This is a genomic window from Pseudomonas sp. CFBP 13710, assembly GCF_014842235.1.
GTDB lineage: Bacteria > Pseudomonadota > Gammaproteobacteria > Pseudomonadales > Pseudomonadaceae > Aquipseudomonas > Aquipseudomonas baltica.
Map to the genome: position 1 here is coordinate 17,530 of NZ_JACYVJ010000006.1, position 19,457 is coordinate 36,986.

Below are 19,457 nucleotides of genomic sequence, written 5' to 3' on the forward strand. Positions count from 1 at the left end.
CCATTGCCATCCCTCATTTCAGGAGCCTCCCATGGCCCATTCCGACATCACGTTCCTGCCAGACCCCGACCCCGAGTCGATTTCCTCGGACGTTGCAGGCTTCGGCGGCCTGCTGGTGACTACCCAGATCCCGACCCGCGCCGACGGCAGCTTGGAGCTGGGCAGCATCACCGTGCAGAGCGAATGCACGCTGCAGGCGCTGAAGGTGGCGCTGGAGGCGGCGGGCAGTTCGCTCGATCGCGTCCTGCACCTGACCATCTACCTGACCGACATGGCCGATCGTCCCGCGTTCAACGAGGTCTACCAGCGCTTTTTCGCCAAGCCCTGGCCGGTGCGTGCGGCGGTGGGCATCACCGCGCTCGCTGCCACAGGCATGCGCGTGGAAGTCACCGCCATGGCAGCCAAGGGCTGATCGTGCAGGAGAGCAGCATGATCGAAGTCACCGAGGTTTCCATCGCGCAACTGCGCGCCGCGCTGGAAAGCGGCCAGACCACCGCTGTCGAGCTGGTCCAGGCCTATCTGCAGCGCATCGCTGCCTACGACGGCGCCGACACGCCCACCGCGCTGAACGCGCTGGTGGTGCCGAACCCCACGGCGCTGGCCGAAGCCCGCGCAGCCGATGCGCGCCGCGCCAGTGGCCAGCCACTGGGGCCGCTCGATGGCATCCCCTACACGGCCAAGGACAGCTACCTGGTCAAGGGCCTAACCGCCGCTTCCGGCAGCCCGGCCTTCGCCAGGCTGGTGGCGCAGCGCGATGCGTTCACCGTCGAGCGCCTGCGCGCTGCCGGGGCGATCTGCCTGGGCAAGACCAACATGCCGCCGATGGCCAATGGGGGCATGCAGCGCGGTGTCTATGGACGCGCCGAAAGCCCGTACAACGCCGACTTTCTCACGGCGCCTTTCGCGTCCGGCTCGTCGAATGGCGCCGGCACCGCGACCGCCGCCAGTTTCGCGGCCTTCGGCCTGGCCGAGGAAACCTGGTCCAGCGGGCGCGGTCCGGCGTCCAACAATGGTCTGTGCGCCTACACACCCTCGCGCGGGATCATCTCGGTGCGCGGCAACTGGCCACTGACGCCGACCATGGACGTGGTTGTGCCATTTGCTCGCACCATGGCCGATCTGCTGGAAATCCTCGACGTGGTGGTCGCCGACGACCCCGACACCCGGGGCGACCTGTGGCGCCTGCAACCCTGGGTGCCGATACCCCAGGTCGCCAGCGTGCGCCCGGCGTCCTACTTGGAGCTGGCCGCGCCCGCCGAGGCACTGGCGGGCAAGCGTTTCGGCGTTCCGCGCATGTACATCAATGCCGACCCGCTGGCGGGCACGGCGGAGCAACCGGGCATCGGCGGCCCGACCGGGCAGCGCATCCACACCCGTGCCTCGGTGATCGAACTGTGGCAGCAGGCACGGCGCGCCCTCGAGGCTGCCGGCGCCGAAGTCGTGGAAGTGGACTTCCCTCTGGTGTCCAATTGCGAAGGCGACCGACCGGGTGCGCCAACCGTGTTCAACCGCGGCATCGTCGACCCGGCGTTCCTTCACCATGAGCTGTGGGACCTGACCGCCTGGGCGTTCGACGATTTCCTGCGCGCCAATGGCGACCCGGCGCTCAACCGTCTGGTGGACGTCGATGGGCCGCTGATCTTTCCGCACGACCCCGGCACGCTGCCCAACCGCGAAGGCGACCTGGCCGCCGGTATGGACGAGTACGTGAAGATGGCCGAGCGGGGCATCACCCCGTGGGACCGGATCGACACCCTCGCCGACGGCCTGCGTGCACTGGAACACACCCGCAAGATCGACCTGGAAGACTGGTTGCAGGCACTGCAGCTGGATGCCGTGGTGTTCCCAACCGTCGCCGATGTGGCGCCGGCCAATGCCGACGTCGACCCGGCCGCGGCGGACATTGCCTGGAGCAATGGTGTGTGGGTGGCCAACGGCAATCTGGCGATCCGCCATTTGGGCGTGCCGACCGTGACCGTGCCGATGGGCCTGATGGCCGATATCGGCATGCCGGTGGGTCTCACGTTCGCCGGCCGCGCCTACGACGACACGCAACTGCTGCGGTTCGCCGCGGCCTTCGAAGACACGGGCAACCGCCGGGCGATTCCACCGCGCACGCCACCCTTGCAGCGCTGAGCGTACGGCTGACACCCGGGCGTCATGGCGCTCCGGTGTCAGCCGCCGCGCTGGCCATCGGTGCGGTCCATGAGCTCATTCCAGATGTACATGACGGCGTAGGCACGCCATGGCCGCCAGTCTTCGCTGCGCAGCCGTTGATGACCGGGCTTGAGCAGCTCGGGGTGTGCGCGCGTGATCTCCTGCATGATCACCAGATCGCTGCCCGGCCAGGCGTCGGCGTCGCGCCAGGCACGCATCGCCACATATTCGACCGTCCACGGGCCAATGCCCGGCAGTGCCAGCAGGCCTTGGCGCAGGGGCGTCAGGTCGGTACGTGTGTGTTCATCGACGAACGCTTCGATCTGTACCTGATTGCAAGCCACTGCAGCGGCGAAGTTCTGCAGCGCGGCCACGCGCTTGCCGGGCATGCCGATGCGGTCGAGGTTGACCTCGGCCAAGGCAGCGGGAGTGGGAAACTGCCACGCGACTTGTGGGTGCTGTGGCAGCGCCACCGGCCGCCCGGCCCGCTCGGCCAGACGCCCGGCAATGGTGGTGGCCGCCTTGACGCTGACCTGCTGGCCGACGATGGTGCGCACGATCAGCTCGAAGGTCGACCAGGTGCCAGGCACGCGCAGTCCCGGCGTCTGCAGCAGCAGGCGACCAAGCCAGGGGTCGCTGTCCAGCGCCGCGTGCAACCGCTGCGGGTCAAGATCCAGATCGAACATGCGCCGCAGGCGTGGCACCAGCGCGGCCAGGTGAACGCTGGCCGGTCCATCGATGCGCGCGATCAGGCAGTCACGGGTCGGGTCCTGGCGGACACTTAGCAGGCCTTCGTCACCCTGCCATTCGACGGTACGCAGGTAGACGCCGTCGATGACGGTCTCGACCAAGGCGCTGGAGCGTCCGCCGTAGAACCTGAGCAGGCGCTGCCAGTCGAAAGGCGGCTGATAGAACAGCTCGATGTCGGTACTGAGTGAGGGCATGGTGAAAAACTCCTTGCCGGTTCAGACCGTGCATCCCGCCACTTTGCTGCATCCACAGCCGACGCGGCTCGCGCCGCTGCTACATCCAATCCCCGCCGACCTGTAGCAGCGGCGCAAGCCGCGTCTGGCCTCACCGTGTTCATCCAGACACGCCGCCTTGCCCGCCGACGCGGCTCGCGCCGCTGCTACATCCAATCCCCGCCCACCTGTAGCAGCGGCGCAAGCCGCGTCTGGCCTCACCGTGTTCATCCAGACACACCGCCTTGCCCACCGACGCGGCTCGCGCCGCTGCTACATCCAATTCCCGCCGACCTGTAGCAGCGGCGCAAGCCGCGTCTGGCCTCACCGTGTTCATCCAGACACGCCGCCTTGCCCGCCGACGCGGCTCGCGCCGCTGCTACATTCGATCGCCGTTGAGGCTGCATACCGCATTCCTCTGTAGCAGCGGCGCAAGCCGCGTCCGGCCTTACCGCGTTCATCCAGACACACCGCCTTGCCCGCCGACGCGGCTCGCGCCGCTGCTACAGACATGTGGTTACCTGGCTGCTGCGGGGCGCTTGATCATCAGCAGGGCTACGATCAGCGCCAGCACCGCCACGCCGGTGGCCAGCAGGCCGAGGGATTCCAGGCCAAATTGACGAATGCCCAGGCCACCGAAAATAGCGCCCAGACCAATGCCGGCATTGGCCGCCGAGATGTTCAGCGACGCCGCCAGGGCCTGGGCCTTCGCGCCAGCCTGCATCACGCGCACCTGGCAGATCGGAAACAGCGCCGTATAGGCGATGCCCCAGGCAATCAGTGCCGCGATCAACCAGGCGCGCTGCTCGGCCAGCGCCACCGCAGCGGTCATGCCTGCGCCCAGCACCAGCAGAAACACCACCATCGCCCCCAGCGGGCGTCGGTCGACCATGCTGCCACCCAAGTGGTTACCCAGCATGCCGACTGCGCCGAAGCCCATCAGCCACCAACCGACCTGACCTGCCGGCACACTACCCAACCGCTCGAGGATGTCGGCCAGGTAGGTATAGGCGGTGAACATGGCGGTAAAGGTCAGCACCGACAACAGCACGTGGGCCAGGAAGCGCGGCTGACGCAGGATCGCGGTCTGCTTCTCGCCGACCGCGGCGGCGGGCGAGCCAGGCAGTTTCGGCATCACCAGATGCATCAACACGCCAATCAGCAACGACACCGCGGCCAACACCCAAAAGCTCCCGCGCCAGCCGATCAGGTCGGCGGCCACGGTGCCCAGCGGAACGCCGAACACCAACGCTGCGGAAATGCCCAGGTACACCTTGGCCACGGCCTTTCCGGATTGTCCGGGCGCAGCCAGTTGGCCGGCGGTTTCACTGGCCGTGCCCCAGAATACCGGTAGCGCCAGGGCAGGGATGAAGCGAGCGATGGCCAGCACCCAGATATTGGTGGACACCGCCGCCAGCACATTGGACGCCGCGAACACCAGCAGAATCAGGGTGAACAGTTTCTTGCGCTCGACGTGCGCCAGGCGCGCCGTCAGATACGGTCCGAACAGCATCACGGTGAATGCGAACAGGGTCACCACCTGACCGGCCAGGGCAATGGAAATGTCCAGGTCCCGCGCCAGGCTCGGCAACAAACCGACGATCAGGAACTCGGTGGTCACGATGATGAAGGCCGCTACGGCCATGATCAGGATCTGCACGCCGGAAGCGCTGCTGCTCGAGGCAGACGGCGCGGCGTCGGCCATGTGGGAAGAAGACATCGAACTTAACTCCGGAAAGATTTTGTAATAGCCTATTGGGGAAGTCCTGGAAAATCCCGGCCATTAATTACCTTGTGAATTGAACTGAATTCACCAATCGGAGATGCGATGTTTTCCTCGGAGCGCCTCAAGGGTATCGACGTCTTCGTCAGCGTCGCCGACCTGGGCAGTTTCACCGCCGCCGCCGAACGCCTGAACCTCAGCAACTCGGCGGTCAGCAAAGGCGTTGCGCGCCTGGAAGCGCGGCTCGGCGTACGGCTGTTCCAGCGCACCACCCGACGCCTGGCGCTGACCGAGGCAGGGCAGACGTTCTACCGCACCTGCACCAGCGTGCTCGCCGACCTCGAAGAGGTTGAACTGGCCATGAGCGCCGAGCAGCGCGAACCCCATGGCCGCCTGCGCATCGACCTGCCTGCGTCCTACGGCCGATTGCACGTGCTGCCCCTGATTCTCGAGTTCGCTGCGCGGCATCCGCGGCTGCAGCCTCACGTGTCGTTCTCGGACCGCTTCGTCGACCCTGTCCAGGAAGGCATCGACATCGTCGTGCGCATCGGGGGTTCCGATGCCTGGCCGAGCAACGTCGGGCGACGCTTCCTGGGGCGTCAGCGACTGGTATTCTGCGCAGCACCCGCCTACCTGCACGAGCACGGTACGCCACAGGGCGAGCGTGAGCTGGAACAGCATCGCTGCGTTGGCTATGGGCAGACCGATGGCACGGTCTATCCGTGGTACTTCAAGGGCCGCCAGGCCGGCGACATGGAGCGACGGACCATTCATCCGCACGTGGCCGTTGGCGACGGCGAAGGGCAGGTAATGGCCGTGCTTGCCGGGCAGGGCATCGCCCAGCTGCCGACCTGGCTGATCCAGCGGCATCTGGACAGCGGCGCGCTGGTCGAAGTGCTCGCGCCATTGGCCACCGACGGCCTGGCAATGAACCTGGTGTGGCTGAAAAGCCGTGAAGCCCTGCCCAAGGTGCATGCTCTGCTGGAATTCCTCACCGCGCGACTGACCCCGGCCGGCTCGGTTCCCTAGCGGTCTATGGCCGGGGGCCGGGATTTCGCTTTACGCACTCGGTACACCGTTTAAAATGCCAGCATCCATTGGAGGCCTCCGCATGTCGTCATTCGCCCACATGATCGAAAACATCACCCCTGATATCTACGAAAGCCTCAAGCTGGCCGTCGAAATCGGCAAATGGTCCGACGGCCGCAAGCTGACCGCCGAGCAGAAAGAACTGACCCTGCAGGCCATCATCGCCTGGGAAATGAAGAACCTGCCCGAAGATCAGCGTACCGGCTACATGGGCCCGCAAGAGTGCGCCTCGAAGTCCGCGCCGATCGAAAACATCCTGTTCAAGTCGGATTCGATCCATTGACCTGCGATCTCTTTGCGCAAGACACCCTGCAAGAGCTCGGTCGCGGTGCGGCCAGCAAGATGTCCGCACAGCTCGAGGCGCCAGTGGTGCAATACCAGCTGCGTCTGGGCGATACGCAGATTGCCGTCAATCCCTTGATCGGCAGCAAGCTGCGCCTGGAGTTTCTCGGCGCCATCCACTGCGTGAACTGCGGGCGCAAGACCAAGACCAGTTTCAGCCAAGGCTACTGCTACCCCTGCATGACCAAGCTGGCCCAGTGCGACGTGTGCATCATGGCTCCGGAAAAATGCCACTACGACGCCGGTACCTGCCGCGATCCGGCCTGGGGCGAGCAGTTCTGCATGACCGATCATGTGGTCTATCTGGCCAACTCTTCAGGGGTCAAGGTCGGCATCACCCGGGCCAGCCAGTTGCCTACCCGCTGGCTCGACCAGGGCGCCAGCCAGGCACTGCCGATCATGCGCGTGGCGACCCGCCAGCAATCCGGGCTGGTCGAAGACCTGTTCCGCTCGCAGGTCGCGGACCGCACCAACTGGCGCGCGCTGCTCAAGGGTGACGCCCCGGCTGTGGACCTGGTGGCCATCCGCGAGCAACTGTTCGACAGCTGCGCGGCCGGTATCCACATGCTGCAGGATCGCTTCGGCCTGCAGGCGATCCAGGCCCTGAACGATGTGGACCCCATCGAGATCCGCTACCCGGTGCACACCTACCCGAGCAAGATCGCCAGCTTCAACCTGGACAAGAACCCCATCGCCGAAGGCACGTTGCTGGGCATCAAGGGTCAATACCTGATCTTCGACTCCGGCGTCATCAATATTCGCAAGTACACGGCTTACCAATTGGCCGTGCATCAGTAGAAGGGTTTTCGCATGCGTACCGAACAACCGAAAATGATCTACCTGAAAGACTATCAGGCGCCCGATTATCTGATCGACGAGACGCACCTGACCTTTGAGTTGTTCGACGATCACAGCCTGGTCCACGCGCAGTTGGTCATGCGCCGCAACCCGGCGCGTGGTGCCGGGCTGCCACCGCTGGTGCTCGACGGCGAGTTGATGGAGCTGCTCGGCGTCAAGCTCGACGACAGCGACCTGGGCGCCGCCGACTACCAGCTGACCGCCGACAGCCTGACCCTGCAGCCGCGCAGCGAGGCGTTCACCGTCGACACCAGCGTGCGCATCCACCCCGAAACCAACACCGCACTGGAAGGCCTGTACAAGTCCACCGGAATGTTCTGCACCCAGTGCGAAGCCGAAGGCTTCCGCAAGATCACCTACTACCTCGACCGTCCCGACGTGATGAGCCGCTTCACCACCACGTTGATCGCCGACCAGCAGCAGTACCCAATCCTGCTGTCCAACGGCAATCCGGTCGGCAACGGTCCCCAGGAAGATGGCCGGCACTGGGCCACCTGGGAAGACCCGTTCGTGAAACCGGCGTACCTGTTCGCGCTGGTGGCCGGTGACCTGTGGTGCGTGGAAGACAGCTTCACCACCGTCAGTGGTCGCGATGTGGCGCTGCGCATCTATGTCGAGCCGGAGAACATCGACAAGTGCGCTCACGCCATGACCAGCCTGAAGAAGTCCATGCGTTGGGACGAAGAAGCCTACGGCCGTGAGTACGACCTGGACATCTTCATGATCGTCGCGGTCAACGACTTCAACATGGGCGCCATGGAAAACAAGGGCCTGAACATCTTCAACTCCAGCGCCGTGCTGGCTCGCGCCGAAACCGCCACCGATGCCGCCCACCAGCGCGTCGAGGCGATCGTCGCCCACGAGTATTTCCACAACTGGTCGGGCAACCGGGTGACCTGCCGCGACTGGTTCCAGCTGTCGCTCAAGGAAGGCTTCACCGTCTACCGCGATGCAGGCTTCAGCGCCGACATGCATTCGCCGACCGTCAAGCGCATCCAGGACGTCGCCTACCTGCGCACCCACCAGTTCGCCGAAGATGCCGGCCCGATGGCCCACGCGGTGCGCCCCGACAGCTTCATTGAGATCTCCAACTTCTACACCTTGACCGTGTACGAGAAGGGCTCGGAAGTGGTCGGCATGCTGCACACCCTGTTGGGCGCCGAAGGCTTCCGCAAGGGCAGCGACCTGTACTTCGAGCGTCACGATGGCCAGGCCGTGACCTGCGACGACTTCATCAGTGCGATGGAAGACGCCAACGGTGTCGAGCTCGAGCAGTTCAAGCGCTGGTACAGCCAGGCGGGCACGCCGCGGCTGCAGGTCAGCGAACGCTACGATGCGCAGGCTCGCACCTACAGCCTGACCCTGCGCCAGAGCTGCCCCGAGACACCGGACAAGGTCGAGAAGCTGCCGTTCGTGATTCCCGTGGCGCTGGGCCTGCTTGACGCCAATGGCCAGGAGCTGCCATTGCGTTTGCGCGACGAGGCCGCGGCGGTCGGTACCAGCCGTGTGCTGGCGGTGACCGAGGCGGAGCAGACGTTCACTTTCGTCGACATCGCCGAGCAACCATTGCCGTCGCTGCTGCGCGGCTTCAGTGCGCCGGTCAAACTGATCTTCCCGTATACCCGTGACCAGTTGATGTTCCTCATGCAGCACGACAGCGACGGTTTCAACCGCTGGGATGCCGGCCAGCAGCTGTCGGTCCAGGTGCTGCAGGAAATGATCGGCCAGTACCAGCGCGGCGAGTCGTTGTCGATGGATCCACGCCTGCTCACGGCCCTGGCCAGCGTGCTGGAGACTCCGCAACTGGATCCGGCGATGGTTGCCGAGATGTTGTCGCTGCCCAGCGAGGCCTATCTGGCCGAGATCAGCGAAGTGGCCGATGTCGACGCGATCCATGCCGCTCGCGAATTCGCCCGCAAGCAGCTGGCCGACGGTCTGTTCGATGGGCTGTGGACGCGCTACCAGGCCAATCGCGAGGTCTCCAGGGCCACTGCGTACGTGGCCGAGAAAGAGCATTTCGCCCGCCGCGCGCTGCAGAACATCGCGTTGTCCTACCTGATGCTCAGCGGACGTCCCGAAGTGCTCGCCGCTACCCTCGAACAATATGATGCCTGCGACAACATGACCGAGCGCCTGACGGCCCTGGCAGTGTTGGTCAATTCGCCATTTGACGCGGAAAAGACCCGTGCATTGGAAGCGTTCGCCGAACACTTCAAGGACAACCCGTTGGTCATGGACCAGTGGTTCAGCGTGCAGGCGGCCAGTGGCTTGCCGGGCGGGCTGCAGCGGGTGAAGGCGCTGATGCAGCATCCGGCGTTCACCCTGAAGAACCCGAACAAGGTGCGTGCGCTGATCGGTGCCTTCGCGGGTCAGAACCTGATCAACTTCCATGCGGCCGATGGCTCGGGCTACCGTTTCCTGGCCGACTTGGTGATCGAGCTCAATGCCCTGAACCCGCAGATCGCCTCGCGGCAACTGTCGCCGCTGACCCGTTGGAGAAAGTACGACAGTGCGCGGCAGGCACTGATGAAAGCCGAGCTTGAACGGATTCTCGCCTCCGGCCCGCTGTCCAGCGACGTCTACGAAGTGGTCAGCAAAAGCCTGGCTTGATGGATCGATTGGTGGGGATTCTTCGCGGGCAGAGCCCGCTCCCACAATGAATGCGGGTACATCGTCTCATTGTGGGAGCGGGCACTGCCCGCGAAAAGGGCCCCGCAAATTGGCTGACGCACCGCAGCGCTCGGTTCGCGGCCACAGACCGCTCCTACAGGAGCGTTACAGGGTCAGGTGCTGACCTTCAGCCCCACCAACCCCAGGATGATCAGACCCACACTGACCATCCGCATCAGCGCCATCGACTCGCCAAACAGCACGATACCGGCAATTACCGTACCCACCGCACCGACCCCGGTCCAGATGGCATAGGCGGTGCCCAAGGGCAGCTCACGCATGGCCAGGCCGAGCAGGCCGAGGCTCGCCGCCATGGCGGCAACGGTCAACACGGTAGGAAGGGGGCGGGTAAAGCCGTCGGTGTACTTCAGGCCGATGGCCCAGCACACTTCGAACAGACCGGCGAAGAACAACAGTAACCAGGACATGGAAAAACCCTCATCGAAGATGGGGTCGTCCCCGTTTGCAGGAAAAGTGGCGCCGGGTCGTCCCGGCGCCGAACACCATGTTGCCCATCCTTGCTCGATGGATCAAGTGCGGCGGATCAAGATTCGGTCTTCAAAGCGCCCGGCTCGGTGCCTTCCATGCGCCGGAAATAGGTCGAGAGCAGTGCTCCGGAAATATTGTGCCAGACGCTGAACAAGGCGCTGGGCACCGCCGCCAGCGGCGAGAAGTGAGCACTGGCCAAGGCCGCGCCCAGTCCCGAGTTCTGCATCCCGACTTCCAGGGCCAATGACTTGCGCTGCGCCAGCGGCAGCTTGAACAGCTTGCCGGTGAAGTAGCCGAGCAGGAAACCGAAACTGTTGTGCAGAATCACCACCGCCATGATCAACAGGCCCGACTCGGCAATGCGTGCCTGGCTGGCCGCGACCACGGCGCAGACGATCAACACGATACTCACCACCGACACCAGCGGCAGCACATCGACCGCCAGCTGGACCCGCGCACCGAGCAGCTTCTGGGCAACGACGCCCAGAACGATCGGCAGCATGACCAGTTGCAGGATCGACCAGAACATTTCCATGAACGATACCGGCAGCCAGGCCGAAGCCAACAGCCAGATCAGGGCAGGGGTGAGCAGCGGGGCGAGCAGGGTGGTCACCGCCGCGATGGCCACCGACAGCGCCAGGTCGCCCTTGGCCAGCCAGGTCATCACGTTGGACGAGGTGCCGCTCGGGCAGCAACCGACCAGAATCACGCCGACGGCGATCTCCGGCGGCAGATGGAACACCTGGCACAACAGCCAGGCGACACCTGGCATGATCACGAAGTGCGCAACCACGCCCAGCGCCACGCGCCACGGATGACGCCCGACCTCGGCAAAATCGTCGAGCTTGAGGGTCAGGCCCATGCCGAACATCACCAGGCCCAGCAGCGGCACGATCAGCGGCTTGAGGCCGATGAACCATTCAGGCGCCAGAAACGCCAGTATGGCGAACAGCAGGACCCAGTAGGCAAAGGTATTGCCAACGAAGCGACTCAAAGCGGCCAAGGCGCGCATGGGGTAGTTCCTTCTTATATAGAATCATCATGTTGGTACCCGCAAACCCCTGTAGGAGCGGTCCGTGGCCGCGAAAGCCGCACCACGGTCTGCCTGACACACCGCAGCGCCCCTTCGCGGGCAGCGCTCGCTCCCACAGAAATCGCGCACCCCCTGTAGGAGCGGTCCGCGGCCGCGAAAGCCGCACCACGGTCTGCCTGACACATCGCAGCGCCCCTTCGCGGGCAGAGCCCACTCCCACAGAAATCGCGCGCCCCCTGTAGGAGCGGTCCGCGGCCGCGAAAGCCACACCACGGTCTGCCTGACTCACCGCAGAGCCCACTCCCACAGAAACCACACAACCCCTGTGGGAGCGGGCTCTGCCCGCGAAGGGCGCGCTGCCGGTCAAATCCCCTGGGGCAGCTCTTCGCCGCCCAGCGCCTCGAACAGCACTGGCAGGAATTCACCGAAGGTCAGCATCATCAAGGTAAAGCTGGCATCCAGCTGCCCCAGCGCTTCCTCGCCACCGTCCTGCTCGGCTTGATCCTGCAGCAATTCCTCGAACTTCAAACGCTTGACCACCATCTTGTCATCCAGCACGAATGACAGCTTGTCCTGCCACGCCAGTGACAACTGGGTAACCTGCTTGCCAGTGCTCAGGTGCAATTGGATCTCGTCGCTGGTCAAATCCTGGCGCTTGCAACGCACGATACCGCCATCTTCATGGGTGTCGCGCAGCTCGCACTCGTCCAGAACATGGAAGTCATCGGCCGCTTTCTGCGTCTTCACCCACTCGGTCATGGTCGCGGTCGGCGCCACCTTCACGGTCAGCGGGCGCACCGGCAACGAGCCGATCACTTCACGCAGGGTCGACAGCAGATCTTCGGCGCGTTTCGGGCTGGCCGAGTTGACCAGGATCAAGCCTTGCTTGGGCGCAATGGCGGCGAAGGTCGACGAGCGACGAATGAACGCGCGCGGCAGGAAGGCCTGGATGATCTCGTCCTTGATCTGGTCGCGTTCCTTCTTGTAGACCTTGCGCATCTGCTCGGCCTCGATCTCCTCGACCTTCTCCTTGACCGCGTCACGCACGACGCTGCCCGGCAGGATGCGCTCTTCCTTGCGTGCGGCGATCAGCATGAAATCCTGGCTGACATGCACGAACGGGGCGTCTTCACCTTTGCCGAACGGCGCCACGAAACCATAGGTGGTCAGTTCCTGGCTGGCACATGGGCGTGCCGGTTTAGTCGCCAGTGCGGTTTCCAAAGCCTCGGCGTCGAAGGGGATATCCTGGGTAAGACGGTAGACAAGCAGGTTTTTGAACCACATGGGGTGAAGCACTCCTCAACATTAGGCAGGCATTATTCTCCGTGTGCGAAGCCGACGCCATCCCTGTGCTAAGTGTTTGGAAGGCCTCGAAAATTTTTTTGAAAAAGTGCTTGCCAGAGTTTGGGTCGCTCCGTAGAATGCGCGCCACACCGAGAGACAAAGGGTGATTAGCTCAGCCGGGAGAGCATCTGCCTTACAAGCAGAGGGTCGGCGGTTCGATCCCGTCATCACCCACCAATCTCTCTCAGTGTTACGCGCAGCGGTAGTTCNTCGGGTCGCTTTTTTTTTGTCCAGAATTCCTGCCCGCAGGCAGCCCGTGGGATCAATGTGTGGGAGCGGGCCGCGAAATTTGTGGGAGCGGGCTCTGCCCGCGAAGCAGGCGCTGCCGTGTGTCAGGGGTAGCACAGCTCCCACAGGGTTTACCACGCTGGCTGCTTCATTCGCCGCGGATGTACTGCTGCAGCTGCTCGATCAGGCTGGCTTGTTCGGCGATGGCTTCCTTGACCAGGTCACCGATGGATAGCAGCCCCAGCAGTTGGCCGTTGTCGACCACCGGCAGGTGGCGCAGACGACCCTCGGTCATCAATGCCATGCAATGATCGATGTTCTGTTGGGGAGTCACGGTGATCACATGGGCGCTCATGATCTCGCTGACCGGCGTGCCAATCGACGAGCGCCCCAGCAGCACCATCTTGCGTGCATAGTCGCGCTCGCTGACGATACCCACCACGCGCCCCTCGACCACCACCGGCAGGGCGCCGACATTCATCTGCGCCATGAGCTTGAGGGCATCGAACACCATCTGTTGCGGCTCGATGGTGTGCACCTGCTGGTTGTGCTGGACTTTACTCTTCAACAGTTCCGCGACGGTTTTCATGGGCTATGGCTCCAGGGAAAGGCGAGTGCAGCTAAAGCGCCCTCGTGTGCCGTGGCGCCATGTCAATTAGTCCACGTTCCGCACCGTCCGCTGCATCCCCAAAGCGAACACCACATGCCCAACTGCGTTATGCGGCTGCCGCGTTCAGCCCGCCGGGGCGGCCTGGCACTGTCGGCAGATATGCTTGCCATTGCGATTGGCCCAGCCCAGTTCGGCAATGCGCGCCTCCGCTGCAGGTTTCTGCGCCTTGGTGCCGAGCTTGGCGTCCACCGCAAATTCGAAGTCGAGGACCTTGCCGCAGCTGTCGCAATTGACTTTCCACTGATGGATCGCCAGTTCGCCGAACACCGGGCCGGTGGCCACGGCCACCCACTGGCCAGGCGGGTTGATCAGATGACGGACCTTCTCCACCACCAGGCGCATCGAAAGATCCTTGCTGCCCTTGAGGGTGACCAGCAGGGTGTCGGTGTTGTGGATCGAGCCGCCATTGCCGGTGACCTGGTAACGGCCGGGCATGAGGGCGCGGCACTCGATCAAGGTGTGCTGCGGGTTGAGCAGACTGAAGCGGAAATCGTGTTCGACCATGGGTCCTCCAAATAGACGCGACATGCTAGCACGCCGGCCACGGCGGGGCCTCAGGCCATCGCGCGGGCCTGTTCCTCGAGGCGAGTGATGGCGTCGTCCAGTTCATCCAGCGCCGCCAAGGCTGCCGGATCGTTCTGCTTGAGCAGGGTTTCGCTGCGCAGGCAGGCCGCACGCAGTTGCGGCACGCCGCAGTAGCGTGTGGCGCCGTGCAGGCGATGCACCCGCTCGATCATGGCATTCTGATCGGCATTGATTCGCGCCAGTTGAATCGCTTCGCGGTCGGCCTGCAGTGACGCCAGCAGCATCGCCAGCATGTCGGCGGCCAGATCGGCCTTGCCTGCCGCCAGGCGCAGGCCTTCGGCGGCATCGAGCACCTGCAGGGTATTGCTTTCCAGCGGCAGGTCCGCGGTCTTGTCCAGGGACTGCGCGCTGAGCGCCAGCCCGGTCCATTTCAGCACCACCTGGGCCAGCTGGCGTTCGCTGATGGGCTTGGTCAGGTAGTCGTCCATGCCGCTCTGCAGCAAGGCCCTCTTTTCATTGGCCATCGCATGGGCAGTCAGCGCCACGATGGGCAGGGCGGCACCGGTCTGGGCACTTTCCCACAGCCGGATGCGCTCGGTGGTTTCGCGGCCGTCCATCTCCGGCATCTGCACGTCCATCAGCACCAGGTCGAGCCCGCCTTCCTGTACCGCCTTGATCGCCGCCGCGCCGTTGTCCACCGCTCGCACCTCGGCGCCGAGGTCTTCGAGCAGGGTCTGCACCAGCAGCAGGTTCGCCGGATTGTCGTCCACGCACAGCACGCGCGGTGCGCGCTCGCCGCTGCCCTCGGGGCTTTCGTAGCGCAATTGCTTGGGGTTGATCAGGTCCGCCAGCGCACGGCGCAGTCGGCGCGTGCAGCTTGGCTTGGCCTGCAGCTGACGATCCGCATTGGGCACTGCGGCATGGAACAGCGCTTGTTCGGTAGTCGGGCACAGCACCAGCACCTGGCAGCCGCTCTGCTCGATCTCGCGAATCTGCACGCCCAGGCGTTCCGGCGATATCTCATGGGCGGTGATGCCCAGCACGGCCAGATCGAGCGGCTGGCCTGCCTGCCGCGCAGCGTGGGTGGCCAGTACCAGCTTGTCCAGCGACTTGAAGTCGGTGACGTCCAGGCCACAGTCTTCGAGCTGATGCTGCAGGGCCTGCCGCGCCAGTTCATGGCCATCGACGATCGCGATGCGACGGCCGAGCAGGGGCGCCGACGGCAGGTCCTCGGCATCGTCGCGGGCCTTGGGCAGATTGAGGCTGATCCAGAATTCCGAGCCCTCGCCGGGCGTGCTGTCGACCCCGATCTCGCCGCCCATCTGCTCGACCAGACGCTTGGAAATCACCAGCCCCAGGCCCGTGCCGCCGGGCTGCCGCGACAGCGAGTTGTCGGCCTGGCTGAAGGCCTGGAACAACGCCCGCACATCCTGGCCGGACAGGCCGATACCGGTGTCCTGGACACTGATGCGCAGTTGCACGCTGTCTTCGTTCTCGTCCTCCATCATGGCGCGGGCGACGATGGTGCCCTCGCGGGTGAACTTGATGGCGTTGCTGACCAGGTTGGTCAGGATCTGCTTGAGCCGCAGCGGGTCGCCGATCAGCGACAGCGGGGTATCGCGGTAGACCAGGCTGACCAGTTCGAGCTGCTTGGCATGGGCGGCGGGTGCGAGGATGGTCAGGGTGTCCTGCAGCAGGTCGCGCAGATTGAAGGGAATATTGTCCAGTACCAGCTTGCCGGCCTCGATCTTCGAGAAGTCGAGGATTTCATTGATGATGCCCAACAGGCTGTCTGCGGATTTCTCGATGGTGCCCAGGTAATCCAGCTGGCGCGGGGTGAGCTCGCTTTTCTGCAGTAGATGAGTGAACCCCAGTATGCCGTTGAGTGGGGTCCTGATTTCGTGACTCATGTTGGCGAGGAATTCGGATTTGATCCGGCTCGCTTCCAACGCTTCCTTGCGCGCCAGGTCCAGTTCGATGTTCTGGATCTCGATGGTTTCCAGGTTCTGCCGGACGTCTTCGGTGGCCTGGTCGATGCTGTGCTGCAGTTCTTCCTGGGCGTCCTGCAGGGTTTCGGCCATGCGATTGATGCCGGCGGCCAGGGCGTCCATTTCATGGCTGCCCATGGCCGGTACGCGACTTTCCAGATTGCCGTCCTTGATCTGCGTGACGGTGTCCTTGATCTGCCGAATCGGCGCACTGATGCTGCGACTCATGTGCGCGGCAAGCAGCGCGGTGATGCTCAGCCCGGTGAGGATCAGCAGCAGGCTGGCGAACAGGCTGCGGTAGCCGCGCAGCAAGGTGCCGTCATGGGACAGTTCCAGTTCGACCCAGCCCAGCAGGTGATCCACTTCGCCGGGCACCTCGTCACTGGCCAGGTCGCGATGGCGGCCGAACACGGGCATCAGATAGCGCGTGGCGTCGAAGCCGCTGCGCTGCAGCGAGTGCGTGCTGTTGCCGATCGGCACCGCGTTGAGCATCATCGGCCCGGCATGGGCGAGCAGGGTCCTGTCCGCCCCCAGGAAGGTCACCGAGCGCACGTCGGTCAGCTCCAGGGATTGCGCGGCGATGCGCTCCAGGCGCTCGCGGTCCTTGGCCGCCAGTGCCGGTGCGGCCAGCGGCGCAAGCTGTTCGGAAATCATGTCGCCGCGCTGCAGCAACTGCCGCTGCAGGTCGGACTGCTGCATCCAGGTGAAATAACCCCCCAGGATCAGCGCCATGCAGGTGGCCGGAATGAGCGCGAGCAACAGCACGCGGGTTTTGATACCGAGTTTCTTCAACACGCCGCAGGCGCCTTTCTGACTGAGCAATGCTGGGAAAATACAGCGGGGCGTGCCGATGCGCCAGTCGCGCGCGCTGCGGCGCTGGGCCAATGGCATGTGCAAGGTCGCCAGGGGCTGAACCAGAACGACCAAAGGTCATGGAAGGGCATTGGACTTGCGCGTGTAAAAGTGCCCCCACCGGTTGCTTATGCTTTCGCGCTATAAGGTGCGCACTTTGCGTGATATGGGTAGGCGCCGTTTGCCGGTATGATAGGCCACCCCCGCAGTCTGGATTGCGAATACGCCATGACCCCGCAGTACCTAACCATCGCCGACTGCGTCGGCAACACGCCGCTGGTGCGCCTGCAGCGCCTGGCCGGCGAGACCAGCAACACCTTGCTGCTCAAGCTGGAAGGCAACAACCCGGCCGGTTCCGTGAAGGACCGCCCGGCGCTGTCGATGATCAGCCGCGCCGAAAGCCGCGGGCAGATCCAGCCCGGCGACACCCTGATCGAAGCGACCTCCGGCAATACCGGTATCGCCCTGGCCATGGCGGCGGCGATCAAGGGCTACAAGATGATCCTGATCATGCCCGACAACTCGACAGCCGAGCGCAAAGCGGCCATGACCGCCTATGGCGCCGAGCTGATCCTGGTCACCCGCGAGCAGGGCATGGAAGGCGCGCGCGACCTGGCCGAGCGCATGCAGCGCGAAGGGCGCGGCAAGGTCCTCGACCAGTTCGCCAATGGCGACAACCCCGAGGCGCACTATCGCAGCACCGGCCCCGAGATCTGGCAGCAGACGGCCGGTACCATTACCCATTTCGTCAGTTCCATGGGCACCACCGGCACCATCATGGGCACCTCTCGTTTTCTCAAGGAGCAGAACCCCGCGGTGCAGATCGTTGGCCTGCAACCCATGGAGGGGGCTGCCATTCCCGGCATCCGCCGCTGGCCGGAAGAATACCTGCCGCGCATCTACGAGGCCGATCGGGTCGATCGGATCATCGACATGGCCCAGCACGAAGCCGAAGACACCACCCGCAGGCTGGCGCGCGAAGAAGGCATCTTCTGCGGCGTGTCGTCCGGCGGCGCGGTGGCAGGCATGCTGCGCCTGTCGCGCGAAGTGAGCAACGCGGTCATCGTCGCGATCATCTGCGACCGCGGCGACCGCTACCTGTCCAGCGGCATCTTCGACGCGCCCAACTGATGGCCAGAACCAAACCGGGCCTGCGCTTCCAGCCGACAGGCGGCACCCGTGCGCCACAGGTACCGACCGGCAAGAAACAGCGCCTGTCGATCGAGCGCCTGGCCAACGACGGCCGCGGCATTGCCTTCTTCGAAGGCCGGACGTGGTTCGTCAGTGGCGCCCTGACCGGCGAGCAGGTCGAGGCGCGGGTGCTCAATGCCCACGGCAAGATCGTCGAAGCGCGCTGCGAGCGCGTGCTCGTGGCCAGCGAGCTGCGCCGCCCGGCGCCGTGTCCGCATTTCGGCACCTGCGGTGGCTGCAGCCTCCAGCACCTGCCGCACGACCGGCAGTTGGCGCTCAAGCAAGGTCTGCTGGCCGAGCAGTTGTCGCGCGTGGCCGGAGTCACGCCCGAGCAATGGGCAGCACCGTTGAGCGGGCCCGAGCTGGGCTATCGCCGACGCGCCCGGCTGGCAGTGCGCTGGGATCCCAAGACGCGTCATCTGGCCGTGGGCTTTCGCGCTGCAGCCAGCCAGGACATCGTCGACATCAGCCAGTGCCAGGTGCTGGTGCCGGCGTTGCAGCCGGTCATCGAGCAGTTGCCACAGCTGCTGCGCAGCTTCGTCAAACCCCAGTCGCTGGGCCACGTCGAGCTGTACGCGGGTACCGCACTGGCCTTGCTGCTTCGTCACACCGCCGCGCTGGCCGATACTGACCTGGCGGCGCTGCAGGCCTTCTGCACAGACCTGGGCCTGCAGTTGTGGCTGCACGGCGAAGGCGAGCCGGCACCGCTGGTGGCAGGCGCAACGCTGGGGTTCGCCCTGGCCCCCTGGGGGCTCGAGCTGGCGTACCGACCCGGTGACTTCGTCCAGGTCAACGCGGCCGTCAACGATGCCATGATCGCCCAGGCGCTGGACTGGCTGGCACCCGAACCCCACGAGCGAGTCCTGGATCTGTTCTGCGGGCTCGGCAACTTCGCCTTGCCCCTGGCCCAGCGCGCGCGCGAAGTGGTGGCGGTCGAAGGCGTGGCGGCCATGGTGCAGCGTGCTGCCGACAATGCCGCTGGCAACAATTTGCATAACACTGGTTTTTACCAGAGCGACCTGTCGCAGCCTCTGGACGCCGCCGAGTGGGTGGGTGAAGGTTTTTCTGCGGTACTCTTGGATCCACCTCGCGACGGTGCTTTCGAGGTGGTGCGCACGATCCGCGCACTGGGTGCGCAACGTCTGGTGTATGTCTCCTGTAACCCGGCAACTTTGGCCCGCGATACGGTCGAATTGTTGAGGCAAGGCTACAGGCTAAAACGAGCCGGGATCCTCGACATGTTTCCGCAAACTGCGCATGTCGAGGCCATGGCGTTATTCGAAGCGGGCCAGGATGGCCCGTCCAATCCGACTGGCGCGCGAAACGCCTGACCATT

Annotated in this window: 16 protein-coding genes and 1 tRNA gene; 9 read left to right on the plus strand and 8 right to left on the minus strand. The window is 64.6% G+C overall.

Going from position 1 to position 19,457, the window contains the following annotated elements; genetic code table 11:
* Positions 1 to 31 precede the first annotated feature (31 nt).
* Positions 32 to 412 carry a RidA family protein gene (locus IFT44_RS14535; protein ID WP_192176115.1) on the plus strand — a complete coding sequence of 127 codons (381 nt, stop codon included), beginning with the start codon at positions 32 to 34 and terminating at the stop codon, positions 410 to 412.
* 17 nt (positions 413 to 429) lie between these two features.
* On the plus strand, positions 430 to 2,136 hold the full coding sequence (locus IFT44_RS14540) for an amidase (protein ID WP_192176116.1): 1,707 nt from the start codon (positions 430 to 432) through the stop codon (positions 2,134 to 2,136).
* Between the two features lie 38 nt (positions 2,137 to 2,174).
* On the opposite strand, the gene IFT44_RS14545 is transcribed toward IFT44_RS14540, so the two are convergent.
* Positions 2,175 to 3,101 carry a DNA-3-methyladenine glycosylase family protein gene (locus IFT44_RS14545; protein WP_185793761.1) on the minus strand — a complete coding sequence of 309 codons (927 nt, stop codon included), beginning with the start codon at positions 3,099 to 3,101 and terminating at the stop codon, positions 2,175 to 2,177.
* A gap of 535 nt (positions 3,102 to 3,636) precedes the next feature.
* Positions 3,637 to 4,839 carry an MFS transporter gene (locus IFT44_RS14550; RefSeq protein ID WP_192176117.1) on the minus strand — a complete coding sequence of 401 codons (1,203 nt, stop codon included), beginning with the start codon at positions 4,837 to 4,839 and terminating at the stop codon, positions 3,637 to 3,639.
* A 108-nt stretch (positions 4,840 to 4,947) separates the two neighbouring features.
* On the opposite strand from IFT44_RS14550, the gene IFT44_RS14555 reads away from it, so the two are divergent.
* From IFT44_RS14555 to pepN, 4 genes are all read left to right on the plus strand, one after another.
* The gene (locus IFT44_RS14555) at positions 4,948 to 5,871 is read left to right on the plus strand and encodes a LysR family transcriptional regulator (protein WP_122478950.1); all 924 of its coding nucleotides are present in this window, start codon (positions 4,948 to 4,950) and stop codon (positions 5,869 to 5,871) included.
* Positions 5,872 to 5,953: 82 nt separating this feature from the next.
* A complete protein-coding gene (locus IFT44_RS14560) occupies positions 5,954 to 6,214 on the plus strand; it encodes a YeaC family protein (RefSeq protein ID WP_122478948.1) in 261 nt (86 codons plus the stop codon).
* A gap of 26 nt (positions 6,215 to 6,240) precedes the next feature.
* Complete coding sequence (locus IFT44_RS14565; RefSeq protein WP_122479695.1) at positions 6,241 to 7,071, plus strand: DUF2797 domain-containing protein; 831 nt, start codon at positions 6,241 to 6,243, stop codon at positions 7,069 to 7,071.
* Between the two features lie 12 nt (positions 7,072 to 7,083).
* Entirely contained in the window at positions 7,084 to 9,741 is a 2,658-nt protein-coding gene (pepN, locus tag IFT44_RS14570; RefSeq protein WP_192176118.1) for an aminopeptidase N, read from the plus strand.
* A 173-nt stretch (positions 9,742 to 9,914) separates the two neighbouring features.
* Here the strand turns inward: pepN and sugE are convergent, their stop codons facing one another.
* The 3 genes from sugE to rdgC form a co-directional block, all read right to left on the minus strand.
* Entirely contained in the window at positions 9,915 to 10,229 is a 315-nt protein-coding gene (gene sugE, locus IFT44_RS14575) for a quaternary ammonium compound efflux SMR transporter SugE (RefSeq protein ID WP_122478945.1), read from the minus strand.
* Between the two features lie 116 nt (positions 10,230 to 10,345).
* Positions 10,346 to 11,302 carry a bile acid:sodium symporter family protein gene (locus IFT44_RS14580; protein ID WP_122478943.1) on the minus strand — a complete coding sequence of 319 codons (957 nt, stop codon included), beginning with the start codon at positions 11,300 to 11,302 and terminating at the stop codon, positions 10,346 to 10,348.
* 384 nt (positions 11,303 to 11,686) lie between these two features.
* A complete protein-coding gene (gene rdgC, locus IFT44_RS14585) occupies positions 11,687 to 12,607 on the minus strand; it encodes a recombination-associated protein RdgC (RefSeq protein ID WP_185793756.1) in 921 nt (306 codons plus the stop codon).
* A 161-nt stretch (positions 12,608 to 12,768) separates the two neighbouring features.
* Here rdgC and IFT44_RS14590 point away from each other — a divergent pair.
* A tRNA-Val gene (locus IFT44_RS14590) sits at positions 12,769 to 12,844 on the plus strand.
* A 199-nt stretch (positions 12,845 to 13,043) separates the two neighbouring features.
* On the opposite strand, the gene IFT44_RS14595 is transcribed toward IFT44_RS14590, so the two are convergent.
* The 3 genes from IFT44_RS14595 to IFT44_RS14605 form a co-directional block, all read right to left on the minus strand.
* Entirely contained in the window at positions 13,044 to 13,484 is a 441-nt protein-coding gene (locus tag IFT44_RS14595) for a CBS domain-containing protein (protein ID WP_122478939.1), read from the minus strand.
* Positions 13,485 to 13,628: 144 nt separating this feature from the next.
* A complete protein-coding gene (locus tag IFT44_RS14600) occupies positions 13,629 to 14,069 on the minus strand; it encodes a hypothetical protein (protein ID WP_185793755.1) in 441 nt (146 codons plus the stop codon).
* A 50-nt stretch (positions 14,070 to 14,119) separates the two neighbouring features.
* A complete protein-coding gene (locus tag IFT44_RS14605; RefSeq protein WP_122479694.1) occupies positions 14,120 to 16,873 on the minus strand; it encodes a response regulator in 2,754 nt (917 codons plus the stop codon).
* A gap of 285 nt (positions 16,874 to 17,158) precedes the next feature.
* Between IFT44_RS14605 and cysM the strand changes: the two genes are divergently transcribed.
* Positions 17,159 to 18,061 (plus strand): cysteine synthase CysM, encoded by a 903-nt coding sequence (gene cysM / locus IFT44_RS14610; protein WP_192176180.1) that lies wholly within the window; start codon positions 17,159 to 17,161, stop codon positions 18,059 to 18,061.
* Positions 18,061 to 19,452: a 23S rRNA (uracil(1939)-C(5))-methyltransferase RlmD gene (rlmD, locus tag IFT44_RS14615; protein WP_192176119.1), complete on the plus strand. Its 1,392-nt coding sequence runs from the start codon at positions 18,061 to 18,063 to the stop codon at positions 19,450 to 19,452. The genes cysM and rlmD overlap by 1 nt, the downstream gene beginning before the upstream one ends.
* Positions 19,453 to 19,457: the final 5 nt, after the last annotated feature.

Excerpts from the sequence above, each read along its gene's own strand:
- IFT44_RS14535 (WP_192176115.1), top strand. The coding sequence starts at position 32 with ATGGCCCATTCCGACATCACGTTCCTGCCAGACCCCGACCCCGAGTCG.
- IFT44_RS14540 (WP_192176116.1), top strand. The coding sequence starts at position 430 with ATGATCGAAGTCACCGAGGTTTCCATCGCGCAACTGCGCGCCGCGCTG.
- IFT44_RS14545 (WP_185793761.1), bottom strand. The coding sequence starts at position 3,101 with ATGCCCTCACTCAGTACCGACATCGAGCTGTTCTATCAGCCGCCTTTC.
- IFT44_RS14550 (WP_192176117.1), bottom strand. The coding sequence starts at position 4,839 with ATGTCTTCTTCCCACATGGCCGACGCCGCGCCGTCTGCCTCGAGCAGC.
- IFT44_RS14555 (WP_122478950.1), top strand. The coding sequence starts at position 4,948 with ATGTTTTCCTCGGAGCGCCTCAAGGGTATCGACGTCTTCGTCAGCGTC.
- IFT44_RS14560 (WP_122478948.1), top strand. The coding sequence starts at position 5,954 with ATGTCGTCATTCGCCCACATGATCGAAAACATCACCCCTGATATCTAC.
- pepN (WP_192176118.1), top strand. The coding sequence starts at position 7,084 with ATGCGTACCGAACAACCGAAAATGATCTACCTGAAAGACTATCAGGCG.
- sugE (WP_122478945.1), bottom strand. The coding sequence starts at position 10,229 with ATGTCCTGGTTACTGTTGTTCTTCGCCGGTCTGTTCGAAGTGTGCTGG.
- IFT44_RS14580 (WP_122478943.1), bottom strand. The coding sequence starts at position 11,302 with ATGCGCGCCTTGGCCGCTTTGAGTCGCTTCGTTGGCAATACCTTTGCC.
- rdgC (WP_185793756.1), bottom strand. The coding sequence starts at position 12,607 with ATGTGGTTCAAAAACCTGCTTGTCTACCGTCTTACCCAGGATATCCCC.
- IFT44_RS14595 (WP_122478939.1), bottom strand. The coding sequence starts at position 13,484 with ATGAAAACCGTCGCGGAACTGTTGAAGAGTAAAGTCCAGCACAACCAG.
- IFT44_RS14600 (WP_185793755.1), bottom strand. The coding sequence starts at position 14,069 with ATGGTCGAACACGATTTCCGCTTCAGTCTGCTCAACCCGCAGCACACC.
- cysM (WP_192176180.1), top strand. The coding sequence starts at position 17,159 with ATGACCCCGCAGTACCTAACCATCGCCGACTGCGTCGGCAACACGCCG.
- rlmD (WP_192176119.1), top strand. The coding sequence starts at position 18,061 with ATGGCCAGAACCAAACCGGGCCTGCGCTTCCAGCCGACAGGCGGCACC.